At 65.9% G+C, this 25792-nt stretch carries 24 protein-coding genes and 1 pseudogene; 21 read left to right on the top strand and 4 right to left on the bottom strand.

What is annotated here, in order from left to right; genetic code table 11:
* Window positions 1-83: 83 nt before the first annotated feature.
* The 10 genes from QFZ91_RS13710 (at window position 84) to QFZ91_RS13665 (ending at window position 8874) form a co-directional block, all read left to right on the top strand.
* Entirely contained in the window at window positions 84-1217 is a 1134-nt protein-coding gene (locus QFZ91_RS13710) for an MlaE family ABC transporter permease (protein ID WP_176109686.1), read from the top strand.
* Window positions 1214-2092 carry an ABC transporter ATP-binding protein gene (locus tag QFZ91_RS13705; RefSeq protein WP_176385431.1) on the top strand — a complete coding sequence of 293 codons (879 nt, stop codon included), beginning with the start codon at window positions 1214-1216 and terminating at the stop codon, window positions 2090-2092. The genes QFZ91_RS13710 and QFZ91_RS13705 overlap by 4 nt, the downstream gene beginning before the upstream one ends.
* A 46-nt stretch (window positions 2093-2138) precedes the next feature.
* Window positions 2139-3125, top strand: a complete 987-nt coding sequence (locus tag QFZ91_RS13700) for an MlaD family protein (RefSeq protein ID WP_429567536.1) — start codon at window positions 2139-2141, stop codon at window positions 3123-3125.
* Between the two features lie 30 nt (window positions 3126-3155).
* Window positions 3156-3782, top strand: a complete 627-nt coding sequence (locus QFZ91_RS13695; protein ID WP_429567535.1) for an ABC-type transport auxiliary lipoprotein family protein — start codon at window positions 3156-3158, stop codon at window positions 3780-3782.
* A gap of 31 nt (window positions 3783-3813) precedes the next feature.
* Entirely contained in the window at window positions 3814-4971 is a 1158-nt protein-coding gene (locus QFZ91_RS13690; protein WP_429567534.1) for a VanZ family protein, read from the top strand.
* A 136-nt stretch (window positions 4972-5107) separates the two neighbouring features.
* Window positions 5108-5431, top strand: a complete 324-nt coding sequence (locus QFZ91_RS13685) for a (2Fe-2S) ferredoxin domain-containing protein (protein ID WP_176122244.1) — start codon at window positions 5108-5110, stop codon at window positions 5429-5431.
* A gap of 32 nt (window positions 5432-5463) precedes the next feature.
* Window positions 5464-6108 (top strand): alpha/beta hydrolase, encoded by a 645-nt coding sequence (locus QFZ91_RS13680; RefSeq protein ID WP_368594817.1) that lies wholly within the window; start codon window positions 5464-5466, stop codon window positions 6106-6108.
* A gap of 322 nt (window positions 6109-6430) precedes the next feature.
* Window positions 6431-7660 carry a D-alanyl-D-alanine carboxypeptidase family protein gene (locus QFZ91_RS13675; protein ID WP_176368339.1) on the top strand — a complete coding sequence of 410 codons (1230 nt, stop codon included), beginning with the start codon at window positions 6431-6433 and terminating at the stop codon, window positions 7658-7660.
* 13 nt (window positions 7661-7673) lie between these two features.
* The gene (locus QFZ91_RS13670; protein WP_429567533.1) at window positions 7674-8633 is read left to right on the top strand and encodes a D-amino acid aminotransferase; all 960 of its coding nucleotides are present in this window, start codon (window positions 7674-7676) and stop codon (window positions 8631-8633) included.
* A complete protein-coding gene (locus QFZ91_RS13665) occupies window positions 8605-8874 on the top strand; it encodes a DUF493 family protein (protein ID WP_176122240.1) in 270 nt (89 codons plus the stop codon). Before QFZ91_RS13670 ends, QFZ91_RS13665 begins: the two co-directional genes overlap by 29 nt.
* Window positions 8875-8895: 21 nt before the next feature.
* Here QFZ91_RS13665 and QFZ91_RS13660 read toward each other — a convergent pair whose 3' ends face one another.
* Window positions 8896-9879 (bottom strand): transcriptional regulator GcvA, encoded by a 984-nt coding sequence (locus QFZ91_RS13660; protein ID WP_176122239.1) that lies wholly within the window; start codon window positions 9877-9879, stop codon window positions 8896-8898.
* A gap of 98 nt (window positions 9880-9977) precedes the next feature.
* On the opposite strand from QFZ91_RS13660, the gene QFZ91_RS13655 reads away from it, so the two are divergent.
* The 7 genes and pseudogenes from QFZ91_RS13655 to QFZ91_RS13625 all read left to right on the top strand — a co-directional run bounded on the left by QFZ91_RS13655 (window position 9978) and on the right by QFZ91_RS13625 (window position 18164).
* On the top strand, window positions 9978-10304 hold the full coding sequence (locus tag QFZ91_RS13655; protein ID WP_176385419.1) for a DUF2917 domain-containing protein: 327 nt from the start codon (window positions 9978-9980) through the stop codon (window positions 10302-10304).
* Between the two features lie 118 nt (window positions 10305-10422).
* On the top strand, window positions 10423-11148 hold the full coding sequence (lipB, locus tag QFZ91_RS13650; protein ID WP_429567532.1) for a lipoyl(octanoyl) transferase LipB: 726 nt from the start codon (window positions 10423-10425) through the stop codon (window positions 11146-11148).
* Window positions 11149-11161: 13 nt separating this feature from the next.
* Window positions 11162-12169 (top strand): lipoyl synthase, encoded by a 1008-nt coding sequence (lipA, locus tag QFZ91_RS13645; RefSeq protein WP_429525503.1) that lies wholly within the window; start codon window positions 11162-11164, stop codon window positions 12167-12169.
* Between the two features lie 124 nt (window positions 12170-12293).
* Window positions 12294-13046, top strand: a complete 753-nt coding sequence (ugpQ, locus tag QFZ91_RS13640) for a glycerophosphodiester phosphodiesterase (RefSeq protein WP_429567531.1) — start codon at window positions 12294-12296, stop codon at window positions 13044-13046.
* A gap of 374 nt (window positions 13047-13420) precedes the next feature.
* Window positions 13421-14705 (top strand): annotated as a pseudogene (locus tag QFZ91_RS13635) (dicarboxylate/amino acid:cation symporter).
* A gap of 44 nt (window positions 14706-14749) precedes the next feature.
* Window positions 14750-16783, top strand: coding sequence for a sensor histidine kinase (locus tag QFZ91_RS13630; protein WP_429567530.1), 2034 nt, complete (start codon window positions 14750-14752; stop codon window positions 16781-16783).
* A 31-nt stretch (window positions 16784-16814) separates the two neighbouring features.
* Window positions 16815-18164 carry a sigma-54-dependent transcriptional regulator gene (locus tag QFZ91_RS13625; protein ID WP_429567529.1) on the top strand — a complete coding sequence of 450 codons (1350 nt, stop codon included), beginning with the start codon at window positions 16815-16817 and terminating at the stop codon, window positions 18162-18164.
* Window positions 18165-18223: 59 nt separating this feature from the next.
* On the opposite strand, the gene QFZ91_RS13620 is transcribed toward QFZ91_RS13625, so the two are convergent.
* A complete protein-coding gene (locus QFZ91_RS13620) occupies window positions 18224-18760 on the bottom strand; it encodes a TlpA disulfide reductase family protein (protein ID WP_176122234.1) in 537 nt (178 codons plus the stop codon).
* A gap of 205 nt (window positions 18761-18965) precedes the next feature.
* Here QFZ91_RS13620 and QFZ91_RS13615 point away from each other — a divergent pair, with 205 nt between their 5' ends.
* Window positions 18966-19649, top strand: a complete 684-nt coding sequence (locus tag QFZ91_RS13615) for a hypothetical protein (RefSeq protein WP_429567528.1) — start codon at window positions 18966-18968, stop codon at window positions 19647-19649.
* Window positions 19650-19981: 332 nt separating this feature from the next.
* Here the strand turns inward: QFZ91_RS13615 and QFZ91_RS13610 are convergent, their stop codons facing one another.
* Window positions 19982-21589 (bottom strand): YifB family Mg chelatase-like AAA ATPase, encoded by a 1608-nt coding sequence (locus QFZ91_RS13610; protein ID WP_429567527.1) that lies wholly within the window; start codon window positions 21587-21589, stop codon window positions 19982-19984.
* Between the two features lie 121 nt (window positions 21590-21710).
* Window positions 21711-21965, bottom strand: coding sequence for an accessory factor UbiK family protein (locus QFZ91_RS13605; RefSeq protein WP_176109667.1), 255 nt, complete (start codon window positions 21963-21965; stop codon window positions 21711-21713).
* A 387-nt stretch (window positions 21966-22352) separates the two neighbouring features.
* Between QFZ91_RS13605 and QFZ91_RS13600 the strand changes: the two genes are divergently transcribed.
* The 3 genes from QFZ91_RS13600 to gshA all read left to right on the top strand — a co-directional run bounded on the left by QFZ91_RS13600 (window position 22353) and on the right by gshA (window position 25787).
* A complete protein-coding gene (locus QFZ91_RS13600; RefSeq protein WP_013088261.1) occupies window positions 22353-22691 on the top strand; it encodes a P-II family nitrogen regulator in 339 nt (112 codons plus the stop codon).
* 46 nt (window positions 22692-22737) lie between these two features.
* Window positions 22738-24249 carry an ammonium transporter gene (locus tag QFZ91_RS13595; protein WP_429567526.1) on the top strand — a complete coding sequence of 504 codons (1512 nt, stop codon included), beginning with the start codon at window positions 22738-22740 and terminating at the stop codon, window positions 24247-24249.
* Between the two features lie 248 nt (window positions 24250-24497).
* Complete coding sequence (gene gshA / locus QFZ91_RS13590; RefSeq protein ID WP_018434736.1) at window positions 24498-25787, top strand: glutamate--cysteine ligase; 1290 nt, start codon at window positions 24498-24500, stop codon at window positions 25785-25787.
* Window positions 25788-25792: the final 5 nt, after the last annotated feature.

Below are 25792 nucleotides of genomic sequence, written 5' to 3'. Positions count from 1 at the left end.
GGATCGATGCACATCCTGGCGGACCGGGCGGCCGAGCCTTCGTTACAATGGCCGCTAATCCGATAACCAGATTCACGCGATCCTTGAACTACGACACTCCGCCCGGCCTTGAAGTCGCGGCCGGCAGCCAAGGCAAGATCGTCCGTCTCTCGGGCCAGTGGACGGCGCTCGCGCTCGCGCGCGATCGCGACACCGGGCACGTGATTCCGCAACTGCGTTCGCTGACCGGCGCGCAGGGCATCGGCGGGTGGGACCTGTCGCGCGTCGACAGCATGGACCACGTCGGCGGCCAGGCGCTGTGGCGCGTATGGGGCCGCAAATTGCCGCCGGGCACCGCGCTCACGGATACGCAGCGCGACATCTTCGAGCGCATCGCGCTGCTCGACACGGTGCGCGAGAGCGCCGAGCCGGTCACGCGCTTCGATCCCTTCACGCGTCTCGGCCTTGGCATCTTCTCGTTCGTCGAGCACATGCAGGGCGGCGTCACGATGCTCGGGCGCTTCGTGCTCGATCTGCTCGCGATCCTGCGCAAACCGAAACTCACGCCGTGGACCGAAATCTCCGCGAACATCTACAACGCCGGCGCCCGCGCGCTGCCGATCACTGCGCTCGTCGCGTTCCTGATCGGCATCGTGTTGAGCTATCTGTCGGCACAGCAATTGCGCATCTTTGGCGCGAACCAGTTTATCGTCAATATTCTCGGCCTCGCGGTGATTCGGGAACTCGGCCCGGTCTTGTCGGCGATTCTGGTGGCGGGCCGCTCGGGCTCGGCGATCACCGCGCAGATCGGCGTGATGCGCGTGACCGAGGAGCTCGACGCGATGCGCGTGATGGGCATCCCGCACGGTCTGCGGCTGATCCTGCCGCGCGTGATCGCACTGTCCGTCGCGATGCCTCTTCTCGTGATGTGGACCAACGTGATCTCGTTGACAGGCGGTGCGCTCGCCGCGAAGCTCGTGCTCGGTATCGACATGAGCTTCTTCGCGCGGCAGCTGCCCGTCGTCGTGCCGATCGCGAACCTGTGGATCGGCCTTGGCAAGGGCGCGGTGTTCGGCATGCTGATCGCGCTCGCCGGCTGTCATTTCGGTTTCCGTATCAAGGCCAATTCGCAGAGTCTCGGCGAAGGCACGACGACCTCGGTGGTCACGTCGATCACCATCGTGATTCTCGCGGACGCGGTGTTCGCGATCCTCTTTCAGAACGTGGGGCTCGGATGATCGCGCCACTAACCGAAGCCGTACGCGGCCAGCCCGTACCGTCGATCGCCGAGCCTGTGATCGAGGTGATCGACATCACCAAGCGCTACGGCCGCAACATCGTGCATCAGCATCTGAGCCTCGACGTGCGGCGCGGCGAGATCGTGTCGATCGTCGGCGGCTCGGGCTCGGGCAAGACGACGCTGGTGCGGCAGATTCTCGGCCTCGAGCGGCCGTCGCGGGGCACGATCAAGCTGTTCGGCGAAGACCTCGCCACGATCTCGCCCGAGACCGCGCTGCTGATGCGCAGCCGCTCGGGCATGCTGTTCCAGCGCGGCGCGCTATTCTCGTCGCTGTCCGTGTTCGACAACGTCGCGCAACCGGTGCGCGAGCTCGGCAAGGTGCCCGAAGACCTGCTGCGCGACATCGTGATGCTGAAGCTCGAAATGGTCGGGCTGCCGTGCAAGCACGCGTCGAAGATGCCGTCGGCGCTGTCGGGCGGCATGATCAAGCGGGTTGGCATCGCGCGCGCGATCGCGCTCGAACCCGAACTGCTGTTCCTCGACGAACCGACCGCCGGCCTCGACCCGCAGGCATCCGACGAATTCGTCGAGCTTATCTCGGGGCTGCATCGCGCGCTGGGTCTGACAGTCGTGATGATCACGCACGATCTCGATACGATGGTCGCATTGTCGACGCGCGTGGCCGTGCTCGCCGATCGCAAGGTGCTCGTCAACGCGCCGGTCGAGGAGGCCGCGGGCGTCGACCATCCGTTCATCCGCGAATATTTCCTCGGCCTGCGCGGGCGCCGCGCGCTGCAGGCGCTGCCGCCGGAGCGCCGCGCGAAGCTGCCGCAGGCGGCGCTCGAGCCGGCGTCGTCCGAGTTGTCGCTGTGAGGCCGGCCGTCATCAAGCGGGCCGCTATGAATCAGGAAAACTGACCATGGAAAACAAAGCGCATGCTTTCTGGGCCGGGCTTTTCACGGTCGTGCTGACGGCGGCGATCGCGCTGGCCGCGTATCTGTTCAATGTCGACCGCACCGTGCGAGTGCCATACGACCTGATCGCGCGCACCAACGTGACCGGCCTCTTTGCGGACGCGGCGGTGCGCTTTCGCGGCCTCGACGTCGGCCGCGTACAGTCGATCAAGTTCGATCCGACCCATCCGGGGCAGATCCTGATCCGCATCATGGTCGACGAGCACGCACCGATCACGCATTCGACGTTCGGCAGCCTCGGCTTGCAGGGCGTCACCGGCATCGCGTTTATCCAGCTCGACGATACCGGGCGCGACCTGACGCCGCTGCACTCGTCGGCGCAGCAGGTCGCGCAATTGCCGATGCACCCCGGTCTGTTCGACCAGTTGCAGCAGCGCGGCGACGTGCTGCTGCGCAAGCTCGAAAAAGTCACCGACAGCGTGAACGACATGCTCTCGCCGGAAATGGTCGAACAGCTGCACGAGACGGCGGCGAGCATCGCGCAGGCGGCTTCGGGCGTCGCGACGCTGACTCGTGAGATGGCGCCGGTCGCCAGCAAGCTGCCCGGCACGATCGACCAGCTGAACCACACGCTCGCGTCGACCGACCAGATGATCACCGGCCTGAACCGTCCGGACGGACCCCTCGAGCGCAATCTGAACAAGGTCGGCACGGCCGCGCAGCAGGCGGGCGATGCGCTCACGCAGATGAACGCGTCGCTGCAGGACCTGTCCGCGCGGGTCGGCTTCGAGACGCTGCCGCGCGTCAATTCGCTGACCGAGGACGTGCGCTCGGCCGCGCAATCGATCGATCGCGCCGCCGACACCTTCAATACCAATCCGCGCAGCGTGCTGTTCGGCGCGCCGCGCGCGGCGCCGGGTCCGGGCGAGGCCGGCTTCGCGTGGCCCGCCGCCGCCACGCCCGCAGCCCCCGCAGCCCCCGCGGCCCATTAAATTCGCAGGCTAGAACAGAGGAAGATGCCCATGTCACGCTCGATTCACCGACTGTTGTCCTCGCGCGCCGCGCTCGCGGCGCTGCTCGCGTTCGGCATGCTGGCGACGGGCTGCGCGGGCACGTCCGCGGTCGTGTCGGACGTCCGCTACGACTTCGGACCGCCGCCGCAGGCCGCCGCCACGAGTCGGCTGGCGGCCGTCAAGGTGCTCGAGGTGAGCGCGCCGTCCGTGCTCGAATCGGACCGGCTGACGTATCGGCTGAGCTACGCCGATGCGCAGCAGACGGCCGCCTACGCCAACAGCCACTGGACGATGATGCCGTCGCAACTGCTGACGCAGCGCCTGCGCAACGCGCTGAGCGAGCGCGGCACCGTGCTGACGGGTGCGGACGGCGTGAGCGCGCCGGTGCTGCGGGTCGATCTGACCGAGTTCGAGCAGGTGTTCGCCAGCCCGACCGACAGCCACGGCGCGATCACCGCGCGCGCCACGCTGATGAAGGGCGGCAAGGTGCTCGCCCAGCACACCTTCGTCGCGCACGCGCCCGCCCATTCGGCGGATGCGGCCGGCGGCGCGCGGGCGCTCGCCGCGGCCAGCGACGATCTGGTCGCGCAGATCGCCGCGTGGCTCGGCTCGCAGGCGCTGGTCGCCGCGCAATGACGGGCAGGCAGCGCACGCAAAGGAGCGCCGCATGAGCGAACGCCCGTGGCTGCGCCGCCCGTCGACGCTGGCACGTCGGGCGCTGCTGCTGTACGCGGCGCTGATCGTGTACGGATCGTGGTATCCGTTCTCGGGGTGGCGCTCGCTCGGCATCGCGCCGTTCGCCTATCTGTTCGATCCGATGCCGCAGTACCTGACAGCATTCGACGTCGTCACCAACGTGCTCGGCTATATGCCGTTCGGCGCGCTGGTGGTGCTCGCGGTGTATCCGCGCTGGCGCGGCACGCCGGCCGTCGCGCTCGCGTTCGTGTTGGGCGGCCTGCTGTCGGGCACGATGGAAGCCGTGCAGACCTACCTGCCGACCCGCGTCGCCTCCAATCTCGATCTTGCGGCCAACACGCTCGGCGCGCTCGTCGGCGCGGCGATGATGTCGCCGTTGACCGGCGCGCTGCTCGATCGCGGCCGGCTCAGGCGTCTGCGGCTGCTGTGGTTCGAGCGCGGCCATGCGACGCTCGCGTGCATCGTCGCCGCGTGGCCGTTCGCGACGATGTTTCCGGCGCCGCGCCTGTTCGGCCTCGGCAACTGGCCGCGCGCGCTGTGGCTGAGCGTCGATCCGGCCACCCAGGACGCGCTGCTCGCGTGGACGCCGTCTGCATGGCAGGTCGGCACATGGCCGGCGGCGGCCGCCGCGTGGCTTGACGACGACACATGGGAAGCGTTGATCACGACGCTGAACCTGTTCGCGGCGCTTGCGCTCGCGTCGCTGCCGATGCGCCGTCATGCGCCGCGCGTGCGCCTGCTGGTCGTGTTCATCGTCGCGACCTTATGCGTGAAGGCCGGCGCGACGTTCCTGCAATCGCAATCGGGCCTCGCGTTCGACTGGGCGACGCCGGGCGCGTTGCTTGGACTCGTGTGCGGCACCGTCGCGGCGCTCGTCGCGCTGCCGCTGCGGCGGCGCGTGCGCGCGACGCTCGCCGGGGTCGCGCTGGTAATCGCACTCGTGTTCGTCAATCTGCTGCCGGTGAATCCGTATTTCGACGCGGTGCTCGCCGACTGGAGACAGGGACGCTACCTGCATTTCAACGGACTCGCGCGTTGGCTGGCGTGGATGTGGCCCTATGCGGCGCTGGTGTGGCTCGCGTTCGCGGTCGAGCGGGCGTGGCTGAAGCGGCGCGTGAAGCCGGCCTGACGTGCTTGCGCTGCGGCCGCCAGGCCCCGGCGCGTGCACAGCCCGGTCGCTATAATCGTCCGCACGACGGGCGCTTCGGCATACCGGATGCCGACTGCGCCATTGCACTTCCTTTCAGGCTCGCCTCCCGAACATCATGGATTCCTTTTATAAGCACCACGTTTTCTTCTGTCTGAATCAACGCGACCCCGGCGCCGAGCGTCCGAGCTGCGCGAACTGCAATGCGCAGGCGATGCAGGAGTACGCGAAAAAACGCGTGAAGCAACTCGGGCTCGCCGGTCCCGGGCAGGTGCGCATCAACAAGGCCGGCTGCCTCGATCGCTGCGAACTGGGCCCGGCGCTCGTCGTGTATCCCGAGGCGGTCTGGTACACCTACGTCGACGAGAGCGACATCGACGAGATCGTCGAATCGCATCTCGTGAACGGCAAGGTCGTCGAGCGTCTGAAGATCGATCAATAACGCGAACCACGAAACGATCCACAGGCATCCCGATGAACGTCAACACGAAGAAGTATCTGATCGACGGCCCGGTCGGCAAGATCGAGGTCGCGCTGGACCTGCCGGACGACGTGCGCGATAAAAGCGCCGCGCCGCGCGGCATTGCGCTCGTCGCGCATCCGCATCCGCTGTTTGGCGGCACGATGGACAACAAGGTCGCGCAGACACTCGCGCGCACGCTCGTGCAACTGAACTACGTCACGTACCGGTCGAATTTTCGCGGCGTCGGCCAGACTCAGGGCGAACACGACGCGGGCGTCGGCGAGCGTGACGATCTGTGCGCGGTGCTCGAGCACATGCGCGCCGATCCGGACTTTGGCGATCTGCCGCTCGTGCTCGCGGGCTTTTCGTTCGGCACCGTGGTGCTGTCGCACGTCGCGGCGAAGCTGCGCGACGAAGGCAAGGAAATCGAGCGCATCGTGTTCGTCGGTACCGCGGCGAGCCGCTGGGACGTCGCGCCGGTGCCCGAAGGCACGCTCGTGATTCACGGCGAAGTCGACGAGACCGTTCCGATCCAATCCGTGTTCGACTGGGCGCGGCCGCAGGAACTGCCGGTCGTCGTGATTCCGGGCGCCGAGCACTTTCTGCATCGTAAGCTTCACATCCTGAAGCGCATCATCGTCGACGCCTGGCGCTGAAACCGCGCGACACGCGTTTGCAAGGGGGACAGGTACGCGCAAACGTGTGCAAATCAACGACACACGCACGAAGTTGACCAGGTAGCGCGCGTATAATGAGCGCTCTTTTTTTGGGCACGGCGCCGCCCAGCCGGCAGAATCGCGCGCCGCGGAATCATTTCGCGGGAGGGCGCGGCCGGGTGCTTAGCGCTGTGCTCGCGAACCGATTGCGTCGCCATCAGTCCAACGGGCGCCCGCCGTTTTACGGCCAGATGCCCCGCCGACCGGCTCCCCCAACTCCGCGCGCTGTCGCGCAACGTATTTTTCTGCACCAATCGACCCTATGCGTTTCTCCTCCTCTGGCCGCACGTCTTTCCCGTCAGTCGCTTCTTTCATTCCCACTTCGCTCAACCGTGCCATCGCGGTCGGCCTCGTGCTGCCGGCCACGCTGGTCGCGAGCACCGCGTTCGCGCAGGTGCCCCCGCCGGGCGTCAACGCGCGCTCGTGGGTGCTCGTCGATGCGACCAGCAACCAGGTGCTCGCGTCCGCCAATGCCGACGAACGCGTCGAACCGGCGTCGCTGACCAAGCTGATGACCGCGTATCTGGTGTTCGAAGCGCTCGGCACCAAGAAGATCACGATGGATCAGAGCATCGAGCCGAGCGAAGCCGTGCGGCGCGTGCGCAACGACGAGTCGCGCATGTTCATCGAGGCGCTCAAGCCGGTGACCGTGCACGACCTCGTGTACGGCATGATCGTGCAGTCGGGCAACGACGCGGCGATCGCGCTCGCCGAACTGGTGGGCGGCAACGAGGCGCAGTTCGTCGACATGATGAACAAGGAAGCGCAGAAGCTCGGCATGAAGAACACGCATTTCGCCGACGTGAACGGCATGCCCGACCCGCAGCACTACACGACCGCGGGCGATCTCGCGATCCTGTCGGCGCGCCTGATCCGCGACTATCCGGACTACTACAACATCTTCTCGGTCAAGGAATTCACGTACAACAAGATCAAGCAGCCGAACCGCAACCGTCTGCTGTGGATCGACCCGAGCGTCGACGGTCTGAAGACTGGTCACACGCAAGCGGCCGGCTACTGCCTGATCGCGAGCGCGAAGCGTCCGCTGCCCGGCACGACCGACGCGTCGCGCCGTCTCGTCTCGGTGATGATGGGCGAGACCAAGGAACACGACCGCGTGCAGGACAGCCTGAAGATGCTGAACTACGGCTACACCGCCTACGACACGACGCGTCTGTACAAGGCGAACCAGGTCGTGGCCACGCCGCGCGTCTACAAGGGTTCGCAGGACAGCGTGCAGGTCGGCGTGAAGAGCGACCAGTACATCACTCTGCCGAAGGGCGCCGGCGACAAGGCGAAGCCGCAGATCGAACTGAACGATCCGCTGATCGCGCCGATCGCGAACGGCCAGCAGATCGGCACCGCCAAGCTGGTCGCCGACGGCAAGGTGCTCGCGCAGTTCCCGGTGCTCGCGCTGCAGCCGGTGCCGCAAGCCGGTGTGGTCGGCCGCGTGTGGGATTCGCTGATGCTGATGTTCAACAAGAAAAAGTAAGGGCTACGTCGCAATGACCGCTGTCTGCGAGGTTGCGCCGGACCCGATCGTTTATCTGAACGGCGAACTGGTGCCGTTGTCCGAAGCGCGCGTGCCGGTGCTCGACCGCGGCTTCATTTTCGGTGACGGCATTTACGAAGTGGCGCCGTTGTACGCGCACGCGAGCGGCCGCCGCACCGCGTTTCGTCTGAAGCAGCATCTGGCGCGGCTCGCGCGCTCGGTCGGCAAGATCGGCATCGCCAATCCGCTCGACGACGCCGGCTGGCGCGAGCTGATCGAGCGGGTGGTCGAGGCCAACGAAGCGGACGGCGGCTTGCGTGCCGATCAGGACGCGATCGCATACATTCAGGTGACGCGCGGCGTCGCGAAGCGCGCTCACGCGTTTCCGGCCGGCGTGAAGCCGACCGTGTTCATGATGGTTACCGCGCTGAGCCTGCCCGGCGCCGCGCAGCGCGCGAGCGGTGTCGCGTGCGTGAGCGCGGAGGATCGTCGCTGGCTCAATTGCGACATCAAGTCGGTGTCGCTGCTCGGCAACGTGCTGATGGCGCAATACGCGGCCGAAAACGACGCCTTCGAGACGCTGCAGTTCCGCGATGGTTTGCTGACCGAAGGGTCGTCGTCGAACGTGTGGGTCGTGAAGGATGGCGTGCTGGCCGCGCCGCCGCGCAGCAACAAGATTCTCGAAGGAATCCGCTACCGTCTCATCGAGGAGCTGACGGCCAAATGCGGCATACGCTTCGAGGCGCGCGACATCACCGAGGCCGAAGTGCGCGCGGCCGATGAAATCATCGTCAGTTCGGCGACCAAGGAAGTGCTGCCGGTCACGCGGCTCGACGGCGCGCCGGTCGGCGCGGGCCAGCCGGGCGCGGTGTTTGCGGCGCTGTATGCGGCGTATCAGCGAGCCAAGGCGGCCGAAGCCGTCGCGGCGCAAGAAGGAGTAGAGAATGAATCCCGAGAACGACTCACTGTTTGAATTTCCCTGCGATTTCCCGATCAAGATCATGGGCAAATCGCACCCCGAGTTTGCCGCGACGATCGTCGAAGTGGTGCGCGAGTTCGATACCGAGGTCGATGCGTCGCGCGTCGAGACGCGACCGTCGAGCAGCGGCACCTACACGGGGCTGACCGTCCACGTGCGCGCGACGAGCCGCGCGCATCTCGACGACATCTATCGCGCGCTGACCGGCCATCCGATGGTCAAGGTCGTGCTGTAACGCCGCACGCGGTTTTTCACCTCACGGCGCGGCGCGCAACGCGTCCGCCGTCGCCCCCTCCGCCGCAAGGCGCGCACTCGCCTCGGGCCCCGCCGCGCAGGCGAGATCGAACAGCTGCCTGAAGCGCGCCACCTCGTCGAACACCCAGTCGCGAAACGCCTTGACCCGCGCGGTCTCCAGCGTCTGCGGCAGGCAGACCAGATAGTATTGCCACGGGCTGGGCCCATCCACATCGAATAGCCGCACGAGCCTGCCTGCTGCGATTTCGTGCATCGCGAGCGAGCGGCGCGTGAGCGCAACCCCCTGGCCGTCGACGGCCGCCTGCAGCAGATTCGACGAATCCTGATACAGCACGCCGCGTTTCGGCTCCGGCCAGTCGGTGAGGCCGGCGGCGTCGAACCACGGGCGCCATAGCTCGTCGTCGGAGCGCAGCAGCGGGACCTTGGCGAGATCGGCCGGGGTTTGAGGCAGCTTGCCGCCGTTGAAGTTGGGCGAGCAGGCCGGGAAGAAAATCTCGTCGAGCAGCAGCTCGGCGTGCAGTCCCGGATATTTGCCGAAGCCGAAACGGATCGCCACGTCGACGTCGTCGCGCGCGAAGTCCGTCAGCGCGTTGGTGGTCAGCAGCTCGAGATCCCACTGCGGATTCGCCTCGATAAAGCTGCCGATGCGCGGCGTCACCCAGCGCGCCGCGAACGACGACAGCATCGATATCACGAGGCGCCGCTCGCGGTCACCGGCGCGTATCGCGCGGGTCGCATCGGCGAGTTCCATCAGCGCGGCGCGCACCTGGGTGGCGTAACGGCGGCCGGTTTCGGTGAGGCGCACGCGCTTGCCGTCACGCGCAAACAGCGACACGCCGAGCTCGGCCTCGAGCCCGCGGATCTGGTGGCTGACCGCGCCGTGCGTGACGAAGAGCTCGTCGGCGGCGCGCGAAAAGCTCTCGTGGCGGGCGGCGGCTTCGAACGCCTTGATCGCGTTCAGAGCGGGGAGTTGACGCAGGTCCATCGCAATATTTCTCACATAGAGGTGAAAATTGATCGTTTTGCCCAAGTCCTTGCTGCACCTAGGATTCTAGTCAGGAAACGATTTTTGGCGAGGGCCTCATGCGAGAAATTTCCTCTAGCATTGCATATGAAATCCGCACTGGCGACACGCTGCCGCTGAAGGTCGCGCGCAGCACGAAGCTGATCGTGCGCGGCGGCGCGGTGTGGGTTACGCGCAGCGACGACACCAAAGACTACTGGCTGCAGCCCGGCCAGACGCTGCATCTGCGCCGCGGCGAGCGGCTCTGGCTCAGCGCAGAGGGCGCCACGTTCGCAAAGGTCACGTTCTCGGTGCCGACCCGCTGCGACAAGCGTGCGCTGAACTGGTTCGCGCGCATCGGCGAGCGCTGGATGATGCGCGTGCGCGGCGGCTGGCGCACGGTTTGAGCGTGGGTGCGGCGGCTGCGCCGCGTCTTACGATGGGGCTGGCGGCGCGCCAGTCCCTCTGCGTTGCGTCCCGTCCCCTCGGGCGCGGTTTCCGAGATTTCGGTAAACTCGCGGGATCATGTGCGCCACCCCGGTTTCTCCGTCTCCTCTAGCTGCCATCGAGCCACCCAAGCTGCGCTGGCTCGGCCTCGAACCCTACCAGGTCAGTTTCGACGCGATGCGCGCGTTCACCGACGCCCGCACCGCCGACACCCCCGACGAAATCTGGCTCGTCGAACATCCGCCCGTCTTCACGCTCGGCCAGGCCGGCGATCCGGCTCACCTGCTCGCGGCCGACAGCAGCATTCCGCTCGTCAAGGTCGACCGCGGCGGGCAGATCACGTATCACGGGCCCGGCCAGGTGGTCGCGTATCTGCTGCTCGACCTGCGCCGGCGCAAGCTGATGGTGCGCGAGCTGGTCACACGGATCGAGCAGGCCGTGATCGACACCCTGGCGGCGTATAATCTCGCCGGAGAACGCAAGGCGGGCGCCCCCGGCATCTACGTGGCGCCCGGGCCCGAGGCCGGGTCGCATGCCGGCGCGAAGATCGCGGCGCTTGGCCTGAAAATCCGCAACGGTTGCAGCTATCACGGCGTGAGTCTGAACGTGAACATGGACCTGCTTCCGTTTCTCGCGATCAATCCATGCGGCTACGCGGGGCTCGAAACGGTCGACATGGCGACGCTCGGCGTCGCCGCCGGCTGGGACGACGTGGCCCGTAACCTCGCAGCAAGTCTCACCGCAAACCTCGACGGCAATCCCGCGGCCGTCGCCCAACCGCAGGCCGGTGCGCTCACCGCCTGACTGGATCGAACGAATGACTGACGTAACCGCGAATTCCGCAGCAGCCAACCCCGCGCCCGAAGGCGTGCCGGCCCCCGCCGCCTACGACGCTACCGCGAAGCAGAAAGCGCAAGCCAAGACCGCGCGCATCCCGATCAAGGTCGTCCCGATCGAAAAGCTGAAGAAGCCGGACTGGATTCGCGTGAAGGCGGCCACCGGCAACTCGCGCTTCTACGAGATCAAGCAGATCCTGCGCGAGCACAATCTTCACACGGTGTGTGAAGAGGCGAGCTGCCCGAACATCGGCGAATGCTTTGGCAAGGGAACCGCGACCTTCATGATCATGGGCGACAAGTGCACCCGCCGCTGCCCGTTCTGCGACGTCGGCCATGGCCGTCCCGATCCGCTCGACGCCGACGAACCGGCTAACCTCGCGCGCACCATCGCCGCGCTGAAGCTGAAGTACGTCGTGATTACCAGCGTCGACCGTGACGATCTGCGCGACGGCGGTGCGGCGCACTTCGTCGAATGTATCCGTCAGACGCGCGAGCTGTCGCCGGAAACGCGCATCGAGATCCTGACGCCAGACTTCCGCGGCCGCCTCGACCGCGCGCTCGGCATCCTCAACGCGGCGCCGCCCGACGTGATGAACCACAACCTCGAAACGGTGCCGCGTCTGTACAAGGAAGCGCGCCCGGGTTCGGACTACGCGCATTCGCTGAAGCTGCTGAAGGACTTCAAGGCGCTGCATCCGCACGTCGCGACCAAGTCCGGCCTGATGGTCGGTCTCGGCGAAACCGAAGAGGAAATCCTGCAGGTGATGCGCGATCTGCGCGATCACGACGTCGACATGCTGACGATCGGCCAGTATCTGCAGCCGTCGGAGCACCATCTGCCGGTGCGCGCTTACGTGCATCCGGACACCTTCAAGATGTACGAGGAAGAGGCGTACAAGATGGGCTTCACGCACGCCGCGGTGGGCGCGATGGTTCGTTCGAGCTATCACGCCGACGTGCAGGCGCATGGAGCCGGCGTAGTCTGACGCGCTGACGCCTCGCCGCTGTTGCCTCGCCGCTGTTGCGTCGCTTCACGCCCGCAAAAACGAAAAAGCCCGCCGATGTGCGGGCTTTTTTTGAACCGTTCATCTATCAGTAAGGAAACGACACGTGGCAACTGGGATCGACCGCGGGACCTCCGCGCAATGGCCTTATCCGCGGCTGATCGCGCACCGCTGCGGCGGCACGCTCGCGCCGGAAAACACGCTGGCCGGTTTCGACGCCTGCGTGCGCTACGGCTATCGCATGGTCGAATTCGACGCGAAGCTGTCCGCCGACAACGCGCCGTTCCTGCTGCACGACGACACGCTCGATCGCACGACCAACGGCCACGGGCCCGCGGCCATGCATACGTGGCAGCAACTCTCCGCTCTCGATGCCGGCGCGTGGCGCGGCGCCGAATTCGCCGGCATGCGGCTGCCGACGCTGGCCGACGCGGCCGGGCGTTGCGCGCGCGACGGCATCGCCGCGAACATCGAGATCAAGCCGTGTCCGGGCCGCGAAGTCATCACCGGCACGCTGGTCGCCGAAGGCGCGCTCGAGCTTTGGCGAGGGCGGACGCCGCCGCTCCTGTCGTCATTTTCGTTCGACGCGCTCGCCGCCGCGCGCGCTGCCGCGCCGTCGCTGCCGCGCGGCATGCTGTTCGAGCAGGTGCCGGCGGACTGGTTGAGCATCGTGCGTGAGCTCGACTGCGCATCGCTGCACGCGAGTCACCGTTATCTGAGCGAGCCGCTGGTCGCGCAGATCCGCGCGGCCGGGCTGCGCGTGCTCGCGTACACGGTGAACGATCCGGCGCGCGCGCGGGTGCTCGAAGAATGGGGCGTCGACATGATTTGCACGGATCGGATCGATCTGTTGAGCTGAAGTCGCGCTCGCGAGCTTCGCACCAACCCCTGCGGGTTTTCCCGCAACCGTGCGCGCACTGGATTCCGGATTCCCCGACGGCATTCGTCCGGATTTCCGGAATCCCGGACGGCGCGCGCCGCGCCTTGTCAAAAAACCCATAAGAATCAAGGCGCTTAGTCTGAAATTAAACTGGCATCGACTTTGCAATTTAAAACGCGTGGCCGCCACGGCCCGACATAAAAGCAAGGAGACAACGATGTCCGATTTCCCTTCCCGGTATTTCTGAATTCGTCGTCTTTGCAGCGGCCCGCAATCGGGCGCGCACGTGACGACGTTTCGTTCGCGTGTCGCGCGTCGCGGCGGGTCATTCGCTCATATCCCTCGCAGGAACCATCGTGAAGAAACCTATCCATAAAGTGCTGTACGTCCAGGTGATCGTGGCGATCATCATCGGCATCGTTCTCGGACATTTCTACCCGAATCTCGCCACCGACATGAAGCCGCTCGGCGACGGCTTCATCAAGCTGATCAAGATGGTGATCGGGCCGATCATTTTCTGCACGGTCGTGACGGGCATCGCCGGCATGGAAGACATGAAGAAGGTCGGACGCGTCGGCGGCAAGGCGCTGCTGTACTTCGAAATCGTCTCGACGTTCGCTCTGGTGCTCGGCCTCGCCGCCACGCACCTGCTGCGACCCGGCGCCGGCTTCAACGTCGACCCGGCCTCGCTCGATAGCCGCGCGGTCGCGTCGTACGCCGCGAAGGCGCACGGCCAGTCGACCGTCGACTTCTTCATGCACCTGATTCCGGACACGCTGTCGTCGGCGTTCGCGCAGGGTGAAATCCTGCAGATCCTGCTGATCGCGCTGCTGTTCGGCGCCGTGCTCGCGACGGCCGGTGAGAAGGGCAAGCCCGTCACGAACTTCATCGAAGGGCTCTCGCACATTCTGTTCGGCATGGTGCGCATCATCACGAAGCTCGCGCCGATCGGCGCGTTCGGCGCGATGGCCTTCACGATCGGCAAGTACGGCATCGGCTCCCTGCTGCCGATGCTCAAGCTGATCGGCACGTTCTATCTGACCTCGATCGTATTCGTGGTGGTCGTGCTCGGCGCAATCGCACGGATGGTGGGCTTCAACATCCTGCGTTTCGTCGCGTACATCAAGGAAGAGATGCTGATCGTGCTCGGCACGAGCTCGTCCGAAGCCGCGCTGCCGCAACTGATGCAGAAGCTCGAAAATCTCGGCTGCTCGCGCTCGGTGGTGGGCCTCGTGGTGCCGACCGGCTACTCGTTCAACCTCGACGGCACCAACATCTACATGACGATGGCGGTGCTGTTCATCGCCCAGGCGACCAACACCGACCTCTCGTGGGGCCAGCAGCTGACGCTGCTCGCGGTGACGATGCTGACCTCGAAGGGCGCGAGCGGCGTGACCGGCGCGGGCTTCATCACGCTCGCGGCGACGCTGGCCGTGGTGCCGACGATTCCACTGTCGGGCATGGTGCTGATCCTTGGCATCGACCGCTTCATGAGCGAGTGCCGCGCGCTGACGAACATCGTCGGCAACGGTGTCGCGACGGTCGTCGTATCGGCCTGGGAAAAAAGAGCTCGATCGCGCCAGGCTGAACAAGGTGCTGCGCGGCGAGGTGGCGGTCAAAGAGCCGGCCGGCGTTTGAGCCGCGCTCGCCAACCCAGTCGTGACCAGCGCGGACGCTTGAGCATGAAACCGGCGTCCGCACGTCTTTCCGAGGCGTCTGCTGTCGCTCCGGCGTCCCCGGCACCTTCGACGCCTACCTCTGGCGGCGAGCCCTTGCCGCCCTATGCCACAATGTCCGATGCTCATCTATCGGACCTTACCAACGTGACCCGCCGCCTGCTGATTCTCTTCGCGCTCGCAGCCGGGCTCCTGGCGGCATGCTGGCTCACCTACAGCCTTGCGTGGAAAAGCGGTGTCGACACGCTGCGGCGCAACGCCGCCGTGCGCGCCGAGCGCACCGCGAGCGCGCTCAGGAGCACGCTCGAGCGCTACGAATCGCTGCCTTATCTGCTCGCGGAGCATCCGATCGTGCAGGACGTGCTGATCGATCCGAACCCCGCCAACGTCCAGCGCGCGAATCTCTATCTCGAAGACCTGAACCGCCATGCGCGCGCGACGGTCACCTACATCATTTCGCTCGACGGCTACTGCGTCGCCGCCAGCAACTGGCGCGGCCCGGGCAGCTTCGTCGGCGCCGGCTATCAGTTCCGGCCGTATTTCGTCGATGCGATGAATGGCGGCGTCGGCCGCTTCTTCGGCATCGGCACGATTTCGCAGGCGCCCGGCTACTACATCTCGCAGCCGGTGCGGCGCGACGGCAAGATCGTCGGTGTGGCGGTCGTCAAGCTCGACCTCGAATGGTTTCAGGGCGTCGACGCGTCTGAGCCGCTCGTCGTCACCGACGATCATGGCGTGATCTTCCTGTCGTCGGTGCCGGCGTGGAAATACCACACGATCCGGCCGCTGCCCGGCCGAATCGCCGATTCGATCTATCAGGCGCGCCAGTACGCGCAGCAGCCGATCGAGCCGCTGCCGGTGACGGTCGAGCGCATGCTCGAAGGCAATGCGCAGATTCTGCGGATCGGCGGCGGGCGCCTCGCACCGCGCTACCTGGCGTCGCGGCACGCGATGGGCGAGCCGGACTGGCATCTGATCACGATGTCCCCAGTCGACCCCGTCGATGCCGACGCGCTCAAGGCGACCATCGTCACCGGCTTCGGCTACGTGTCGCTGGTACTGCTCGCGTTCTACTGGCGCATGCGGCGCGCGCGCGTGCGCGAAGTGATGCGCAGCCGCGCGCTGCTGCAGAAGGCGTATGCCGAACTGAATCAGCGCGTCGCCGAGCGCACCGCGGATCTGTCCGAGGCGAACCAGCAGCTACAAAAGGAAGTCGCCGAGCGCACCCGCGCCGAACAGGAGCTGCGCGCCGCGCACGACGAACTGATCCAGGCGAGTAAGCTCGCCGCGCTCGGCCAGATGGCGGCCGGCATCACGCACGAGCTGAACCAGCCGCTCGCGGCACTGCGCAGTTTCTCCGACAACACCCGCGTGCTGCTCGAACGCGGCGATCAGGCATCGGCGCGCGAGAATCTCGAAGCGATCGCGGCGCTCACCGAGCGCATGGGCAAGATCACCAATCAGCTGAAGCTGTTCGTCGGCCGCGCGCGGCCACGCAGCGCACGCGCGTCGATCGTGCGGGCGCTGCGCAACGTCGTCGCGCTGCTGCAGAAGCGTCTGCAGGGCGTCGAGCTCGAATTCGTGCTGATCGATGCCGAGGCTGACACCGTCGCGCGCTCGCCGCTGAATCTCGCCGACGATCATCCGGAGCTGATCGCGAATTGCGACGATCTGCGGCTCGAACAGGTGCTGATCAACCTGCTCGGCAACGCGCTCGACGCAACTGCCGGCATGAACCCGCCGCGTATCACGGTCGAGGTCGAGGCGGGCGCCACGAACCTGTCGATCGCGGTCGGCGACAACGGCCCCGGCATTCCCGACGACGTGTTGCCGCACCTGTTCGAACCGTTCTTCACGACGAAGGAAATGGGCCAGGGGCTCGGCCTTGGCCTCGCGATTTCGTCGTCGATCGCGCGTGATTGCGGCGGCTCGCTGGTCGCGCGCAACGCGCCGCAAGGCGGTGCATCATTCGTGTTGACACTGCGTCGCGCGCGCGTGCAGACCAGTCCTTCGCACGATCCGCTGACGGCGGGCTCCTGATTTCACACTGACGCATCACCCGGAACACGCAATGAACGACGGCCTGCAAGTGCTGTATATCGAAGACGACGAACTGGTGCGGCGCGCGAGCGTGCAGAGCCTGCAACTGGCCGGCTTCGACGTGATCGGCCATGCATCGGTCGAGGCGGCGGCGAAGCTGATCAGCGCGGACTTTTCCGGCGTGATCGTCAGCGATATCCGGCTGCCCGGCGCGAGCGGCCTCGATCTGCTCGCGCAGTGCCACGAGCGCGCGCCCGACGTGCCGGTGATTCTGGTCACCGGCCACGGCGATATCTCGATGGCCGTGCAGGCGATGCGCGATGGCGCCTACGACTTCATCGAAAAGCCGTTCGCATCCGAGCGGCTGATCGAAACCGTGCGGCGTGCAATGGAGCGCCGCAAGCTCGTGCTCGAAAACCTCGCGCTGCGCCGTGAGCTGGCCGGGCAGAACGCGGTGGCGCCGCGCATCATCGGCCGCAGTCCGGCGATCGAGCAGGTGCGGCGGCTGATCGCCAACGTCGCGCCAACCGACGCGTCCGTGCTGATCAACGGCGATACCGGCGCGGGCAAGGAGCTGATCGCACGCAGCCTGCACGAGCTGTCGCCGCGGCGCGACAAGCCGTTCATCGCGGTGAACTGCGGCGCGCTGCCCGAGCCGATGTTCGAATCGGAAATGTTCGGCTACGAGCCGGGCGCGTTCACCGGCGCGGCCAAGCGACGGATCGGCAAGCTCGAACATGCATCGGGCGGCACGCTGTTTCTCGACGAGATCGAGAGCATGCCGCTCGCGCTGCAGGTCAAGCTGCTGCGTGTGCTGCAGGATGGCGTGCTCGAGCGGCTCGGCTCGAATCAGCCGATTCGGGTCAATTGCCGCGTGGTCGCGGCGGCGAAGGGCGATATGGCCGAGCATGTCGCGGATGGCTCGTTCCGGCGCGATCTGCTGTACCGGCTCAACGTGGTGACGATCGCGCTGCCGCCATTGAGCGAGCGCCGCGAGGACATCGTGCCGCTGTTCGAGCATTTTCTGCTCGATGCGGCGGTCCGTTATCAGCGGCCGGCGCCGATCCTCACCGATCGCCAGCGTGCGAGCCTGATGCAGCGCGACTGGCCGGGCAACGTGCGCGAGCTGCGCAATGCCGCCGACCGCTTCGTACTCGGCATCGCCGACGAACCGGTGCTGTCGTTCGACGAAGACGACGGGGCCCCCCATCCGCTGAAGGAGCGTGTCGAGCAGTTCGAGCGCGCGATGATCGCCGAGGCGTTGGAACAGGCGGGCGGCGTGGTCGCGGTCGCGGCGGACCGGCTGCAGCTCGGCAAGGCGACGCTCTACGAGAAGATCAAGCGATATGGCCTTGCGGCCAAAGGGGATGGGGAGCGGTGAGGAGGAACGCGCCGGCGGCGGGAAATTGCGCCGGCGCGTTGAGGATTGCTTGACCGGGGTTAAGCCGCGCCAGCTTTCAGCGCTTTCGCGAGCAACTGGTCGAGTTCCGCGAATTGCGGCTCGCCGACGTAGCGCTTCAGGATCTTGCCGTCTTTATCGACGACGAAGGTGGTCGGCGTGAGCTGCACGTTGCCGAACTGCTTGGCGGCCGAGCCGTCGTCCATGGCGACCTTGAACGGCAGCTGACGCGTTTGCGTGTAGTTGGTCACGTACATCGGCGCGTCGTAGTTCATCGCCACCGCGACGAATTCGAGGCCCTGGCCCTTGAAGCGGTTATAGGTCTCGACCATCTGCGGCATTTCCTTCATGCAGGTGTCGCAGCTCGTTGCCCAGAAATTGACCAGATAAACCTTGCCTTTCAGGTCCGCGGTCGTGAGCTTCTGTCCCGATAGCAGCGTGAAGGTCGCATCTGGCACGCGCTGTTGACCGGCGAACGCCAGGTAACCGGCGACGGCGAGCGCAATGGCCACGGCCACCGCAATCAGATAGCGAAGCGGGTTCGTGCGCCGGGCGGCGGTCGGTGAATTGGAACTCATGGACGGAACCTCGTGAGTCGCGCGCGGCGCGGAACAATGGGTCGGTGCAATGGCGCTCGGGCCGGTGCTGAATGGCTTTTCCATTGTAGCTGCAATGGGGCGGCTGCGCCGAGGTGGCCGAAGCGTGCGGCTCGGCGCGACGGGCCGGAAGCCGATCAGCGGATAATGGCGTTTTACGCTCCGCAAGCCCGATCTCTTTCGCCCCATGCTCCAAATCGTTCTTCGCGTCTGCCGCTTGGTTGCCCGCGTTTCGTGCCGCTTTCCGTTGATCCGCCGAATTCCCGCCCGCCGTGCGGACGTCTTCCAGCCGGCGGGCCATTTCCTTCGCGCTTTCACGCGACCCGGTCATGCTCGTACCGTGCTCGGCGCGATGACGGCCGCGTTGGCGCTCGGCGTCGCGCTCAGCGCCTGCTCGCCGACCTTTGACTGGCGCACCGTGATGAATAACGACAAGGGCTATACGGTCGACTTCCCGGCCAAGCCGGGCAACGACCAGCGCGCGGTGAAGATCGACGGCACACTCATGCAGATGGCGATGCAGACTGCCGAAGCGGGCAATGCGGTCTTCGCGGTCGGCACCGTGATGCTGCCCGACGATAGGGATGCGACGCAGCGCGCCGCACTCGATTTCCTGCGCGCGGGACTGGCGCGCAACGTCGGCGCGACACCCGATGCTCACGCGGTGCAGATCCCGCTGGCCGCGGGCGGCAAGATTCCGGGGCAGGAAATGACGGTGAGCGGCGCCGCGGGCGCCAAACACGAAACGCGCACCGTGTATGCGCGGCTCGTCGCGCGCGGCCGGCACGTGTACCAGGCGGCGATCATCGCCGATCAACCGCTGCCGCAAGACCAGGTCGACCAGTTTTTTTCGTCGTTCCAACTCTACTGAACGCGGTATTTTTGGCCGAACGGACGCGCCTCAAAATGCCGAATGCAGTGAAAGTTCCTTCGCAGGTTTGCGCGCTAATTACCGGTTTACGTTGAACTTTTTGAGTTACGCGCACAACCTGTGGATAACTCTGTTGAGAAGTCGCCTTCAAAGGCCGCAAAAGCCCATCAGACGGGCCTTTCGTCAAAATCCATGAGCGCAGGGCGTTTTAAAAAAGTCAATTAAATCAACGGTTTAGAGAGATGCCTGTCTGCGCGCTTTCGACTTGTATCAAAATCTAACAGGATCGTGGCTGTGTGAATAAGTCAAGTCTTGACAGTAGTTTTTTCTCATCATAACGAGCCAAAAGCGCGGCGGTATTGGATTGCCTCGGCGATCTGCGCGGCGCTCGGCATCGCCTCGCCAGCCAGATCCGCGACGGTGCGCGCGACCTTCAACACCCGGTAGTACGCGCGCGCCGACCAGCCAAACCGCTCGCCGGCTTCGCGCAACAGTGCCTCGCCTGCTGCGTCCGGGCGGCACACATCGTCGACTTCGCGCCCGTCCAGTTCGCGGTTGGTCTTGCCTTGCCGGACCAGTTGCCGCTCGCGCGCAGCGCTCACGCGGTGTGCGATCGCCGCGCTTGCTTCGCCGGCGGTAACGGCGCGGGCCGCGAGTTCGGTGGCGGTCAGAGCTGGAATTTCCAGCTGGATGTCGATGCGGTCGAGCAGCGGTCCCGACAATTTACGCAGATAGCGCGCCGCAACTTCGGGCGTACAGCGGCAGCGCCCGCCCGGATCGCCGCGCCAGCCGCACGGGCACGGGTTCATTGCGGCGATCAGTTGGCAGGCAGCGGGGAAGTCCGCTTGCCAGGCGGCGCGCGAGATCGTGATCCGGCCGGCTTCGAGCGGCTCGCGCAGCGTTTCGAGCACCACGCGGTCGAATTCGGGAAGCTCGTCGAGAAACAGCACGCCCAGATGCGCGAGCGTGATCTCGCCAGGCTGCGGCGGATTGCGTCCGCCGACCAGCGCCGCCGCGCTCGACGAATGGTGCGGCGCGCGAAACGGCCGCTGCCGCCACTGCGACGGCTTGAAGCCGATGCGGCTCGCCGACAGCAGCGCGGCGGAAGCGAGCGCTTCGTCGTCGGTCATGGACGGCAGCAGGCCGGGCAGGCGCGCCGCGAGCATCGACTTGCCGGCGCCGGGCGGCCCGATCAGCAGCACATGATGGCCGCCGGCCGCCGCGACTTCGAGTGCGCGCCGCGCGGCGCGCTGGCCGATCACGTCAGCCATGTCCGGCGCCGGAGCGGCGGCGTGCTCGTAGAGCTCGGGTGCGGCGACTGGGCTAAGACGCGCGTCAGGCGCGCCTGCGAGGTGCGCGCATAGCGACGGCAGATCGGCGGCGCCGTACACATCGACACCGGGCACGAGCGCCGCTTCCGCCGCGCTAGCGGCCGGCAGGTAGAGCTGTGGGGTGTGGAACGCCTGCCCGGTTACCTGATCGAGGAGGGCTGGCAGCGCGGAACGCGTTTCAGATGATGCGTCGGCGTCTGCGCTCGTCAGAGCGCCCCGTGCGGTGCCGCATGCCATCGCGAACGCGCCGCGCATCGGCCGCAGCGCGCCGGTCAGCGACAGCTCGCCGGCGAACTCGCGATGGAGCAGCGATTCGGCCGGAATTTGCCCGCTCGCGGCGAGGATGCCGAGTGCGATAGGCAGATCGAAACGACCGGATTCTTTCGGCAGATCGGCGGGCGCGAGGTTGACGGTGATGCGGCGGACCGGGAAATCAAAACCGCAGTTCTGCAGCGCCGCGCGCACTCGCTCACGGCTCTCGCGCACTTCCAGGTCGGGCAGGCCGACGATCGAAAAGGACGGCAGTCCATTGGCGAGGTGAACCTCGACGGTCACTTCGGGCGCACGGCCAGCGGCCGGCGCGCGGCTGCGCACCACGGCAAGCGACATATTCCCTCCCGTCGGACAGCGCGCTCACTTCGCGCGCAAATCCCCCTAAAACGCTGATGACGTCACGGCCCGCTTGCCGGTGATGTGCGGCACGGCGCAGCGCGAAGGCTGCAACCAGTGCTTACGGCGTCTGCGTGAGCGGCAGCTTCTGTTCGAGCTCGGCGACGCGGCGCTCGAGTTCTTCCAGGCGCGCGCGCGTACGCACGAGCACTTGGGTCTGCGTATCGAATTCCTCACGCGTGACCAGATCGAGCTTCGAGAAGCCCTGCGTCAGCATTGCTTTGACGTTGCGTTCGACATCCTTGGCCGGCGAATTCTTGAACAGATCGCTGACGCGAGCCTGGAAGTCGTTAAAAACGTCGTTCGGTTGTTTCATCGTGTTCCCCTTGGTGCACAAAAAATGTGCATGTTTCATTGCGCCCGTGCCCCGTTGCGGCGAATGGGCGGTCCTGGTGCGCGCGGCTGCTTCGCTGCCGCGGCCTCGTGAGCGTGTTTGGTGCGCGCCTCGCGTTCAGAACGTTCGAACACTCTAGCAACGATCCCCCCGCCGCGCCACCGCCGGCCGCGCTGCTGGCCGTTCGGACAAGGCCGCCCGGGCGCGCTGCGCCACGCGCGCGACGCGCAGTCAGACACGATATGGCATAGGAGTTGCTGTTACTGCCGCGCGCGCACTGCCAGGACACTTTTACCGGGAGCGCAGGAGACCGCGGTCACGGGTACGCCACGGGGCAGCAACGGTTCAGCAACAACTAGCGAGGATTTTATGAAACTCATTACCGCAATCATCAAGCCGTTCAAGCTGGATGAAGCGCGCGAAGCCCTGTCGGCGATCGGCGTGTCGGGCATCACGGTGACCGAAGTCAAAGGCTTCGGACGGCAGAAGGGCCACACCGAGCTGTATCGGGGCGCTGAATACGTGGTCGATTTTCTGCCGAAGGTGAAGATCGAAGCGGCGGTATCGGACGACATCGTGGATCAGGCGATCGAGGCGCTCGAGCGCGCGGCGCGAACCGGCAAAATCGGCGACGGCAAGATCTTCGTCACGCCGATCGAGCAGGTGGTTCGGATCCGCACCGGCGAGACCGGCGCGGACGCACTGTAAAAAATCAGAGCATAGCGACACGGATCGCGACAAGAGGAAAACCAAGATGCGCAAACTCATGATGTCCCTGCTGATGGCCGGCTCGCTGCTGGCGGCCGGTGTCGGCACCGCCCTCGCGGACGACGCGTCCGCTCCCGCGGCCGCCTCCGCTCCCGATACGACGGCGAGCGCGCCCGCACCGGACGCCTCCGCCGCAGTCGCTGCCCCGGCTGCTTCGGCTCCCGCCGCCGAAGCGTCCGCCGCGCCGGCCGCAAGCGCACCGGCCGCCACCGACGCGTCGGCTGCCGCAGCCGCAGCCGCGCCGGCCGCGCCGACCGCACCGTTCTCGGTCGATTCGTCGAAGATCAACTCCGGCGACACCGCGTGGATGCTGACTTCCACCGCGCTGGTGCTGTTCATGACGATTCCGGGCCTCGCACTGTTCTACGGCGGCATGGTCCGCAAGAAGAACGTGCTCGCGACGCTGATGCAAAGCTTCGCGATCACCTGTCTGGTGACGATCGTCTGGACCGTGGTCGGCTACAGCCTCGCGTTCACGCCGGGCAACTCGTTCATCGGCGGCTTCTCGCGCGTGTTCATGACGGGCATGAACTACATCAAGGGCGACAAGGCCACGACGCTGACCGTCAGCCATCTCGCGCCGACGATCCCCGAGACGGTCTACTTCGTCTACCAGATGACTTTCGCGATCATCACGCCGGCGCTGATCACCGGTGCGTTCGCGGACCGCATGAAGTTCTCGGCGATGCTGGTGTTCATGACGCTGTGGTCGATCCTCGTCTACTCGCCGATCGCGCACATGGTGTGGGAACCGAGCGGCTGGCTGGCGACCGCGGGCATCCTCGACTTCGCGGGCGGCACGGTGGTGCACATCAACGCGGGTATCGCGGGTCTGGTCTGCTGTCTGGTGCTCGGCAAGCGCGTCGGCTACGGCAAGGAGTCGATGGCGCCGCACAACCTGACGCTGACGCTGATCGGTGGCGCGATGCTGTGGGTCGGCTGGTTCGGCTTCAACGCGGGTTCGGCGGTAGCGGCGGACGGCCGTGCCGGCTTCGCGATGTTCGCGACCCAGGTGGCGACCGCCGCGGCGGCGCTCGCATGGATGTTCGCCGAATGGGCGGCCAAGGGTAAGCCGTCGGTGCTCGGTATCGTGTCGGGCGCGGTCGCGGGTCTGGTGGCGGTGACGCCGGCATCGGGCTTCGTCGGCACGGTAGGCGCGCTGGTGATCGGCATCGTCGCGGGCGTGGTCTGCTTCTGGTCGGCCACGTGGCTCAAGCACAAGATGGGCTACGACGACTCGCTCGACGCGTTCGGCGTGCACTGTATCGGCGGGATCATCGGCGCGATCCTCACAGGCGTGTTCGCGGTCAAGGACATCAGCGGCTTCGACGGCAACGTGATCCTGCAGGCGAAGGGCGTGCTGACGACGCTGATCTACAGCGGCGTGGTGAGCTTCGTGCTGCTGAAGATCATCGACCTGGTGATCGGCATCCGCGTGACCGAAGAGCAGGAGCGTGAAGGCCTCGACGTGAGCCTGCACGGCGAGAAAGTCGAATAACGAAGAATCTGTTCCGCTGCGGGCCCGCGCTCCCGGGCCCGCCAGTCAGGAAAAAGCTGAGCGCAGCAAAATTCGCCCGCCTTCATGGCGGGCTTTTTTCTTGCTGATCGGGTTGCGAACGGCAATTTTCCGCGCCTATCATCGAGATAGGGAGAATGCATTCGGGTCTGCTTGCGAATGGAGAAACCGTCCCCAAATGGACAAAGCATTTGCTCTACAATCTTTTTTCTCCAGTCTGCGAGTGATCAATGGTTCCGCACCTAGTTACGGCGTTAAACGGCCCGCTGCTCGACCTCGAGCGGAAGATCCTCGACGCCACGCCCGCTATCGAACGCTGGTTCCGGCTTGAATGGCAGGAGCACACGCCGCCGTTCTATTGCTCCGTCGATCTGCGCAACGCGGGCTTCAAGCTCGCGCCGGTCGACACCAACCTGTTTCCCGGCGCATTCAACAATTTGCCGCAGGAAGTGCTGCCGCTCGCGGTGCAGGCCGCGATGGCGTCGATCGAAAAGATCTGCCCGGACGCGAAGAATCTCCTCGTGATTCCGGAGCGCCACACGCGCAACGCGTTCTACCTCGAAAACGTCGCCCGGCTTGCGTCGATCATGCGCCAGGCGGGCCTGAACGTACGCTTCGGCACGCTCGACGAAACCATCAACGGCCCGGTCACGATCGCGCTGTCCGACGGCCAGAAACTCGTGCTCGAACCGCTTGAGCGCTCGCAGCGGCGCTTGGGGCTGAAGAACTTCGACCCGTGCTCGATTCTGCTGAACAACGACCTGTCCGGCGGCATTCCGCCTGTGCTCGAAAATCTGCACGAGCAGTACCTGCTGCCGCCGCTGCATGCGGGCTGGGCAGTACGCCGCAAGTCGACGCATTTCTCGTGTTATGACGACGTCGCGAAGAAGTTCGCAAAGATGGTCGAGATCGATCCGTGGATGATCAATCCGTATTTCGCGCACGTCGAGGGCGTCGACTTCCAGCAGCGCACCGGCGAGGAAGCGCTGGCCGATGCGATCGACGGCGTGCTGAAGAAAATTGCGCGCAAGTATCGCGAGTACGGCATCTCCGAAAAACCGTATGTCGTGATCAAGTCGGATGCGGGCACTTACGGCATGGGCGTGATGACCGTGCACGACGCATCGGAAGTCGCCGCGCTGACGAAGCGCGAACGCACGCGCATGGCCGCGACCAAGGACGGCCTCGAAGTGCACGACGTGATCGTGCAGGAAGGCGTGTACACGTTCGAGCGCATCGGCGAGGAAGTCGCCGAGCCGGTCGTCTACATGATCGACCGCTATGTGGTGGGCGGCTTCTATCGCGTGCACGGCAGCCGCGAGCGCGACCAGAACCTGAACGCGCCGGGCATGCACTTCGTGCCGCTCGGCTTCGAGCATACGGCGCTGCCCGATGCGCACGCGAAGCCCGGCGCGGCGCCGCCGAACCGCTTCTATATGTATGGCGTCGTGGCGCGGCTTGGGTTGCTGGCCGCATCGGTCGAACTCGAAAAGACCGATCCCGAAGCGATTCAGGTCTAAGCCAT

Origin of the sequence: Paraburkholderia sp. JPY419 (assembly GCF_050435705.1) — a bacterium.
GTDB lineage: Bacteria > Pseudomonadota > Gammaproteobacteria > Burkholderiales > Burkholderiaceae > Paraburkholderia > Paraburkholderia youngii.
The sequence above is the reverse complement of the archived record's forward strand: the minus strand, read 5'-3'. Positions and strand labels throughout refer to the sequence as shown.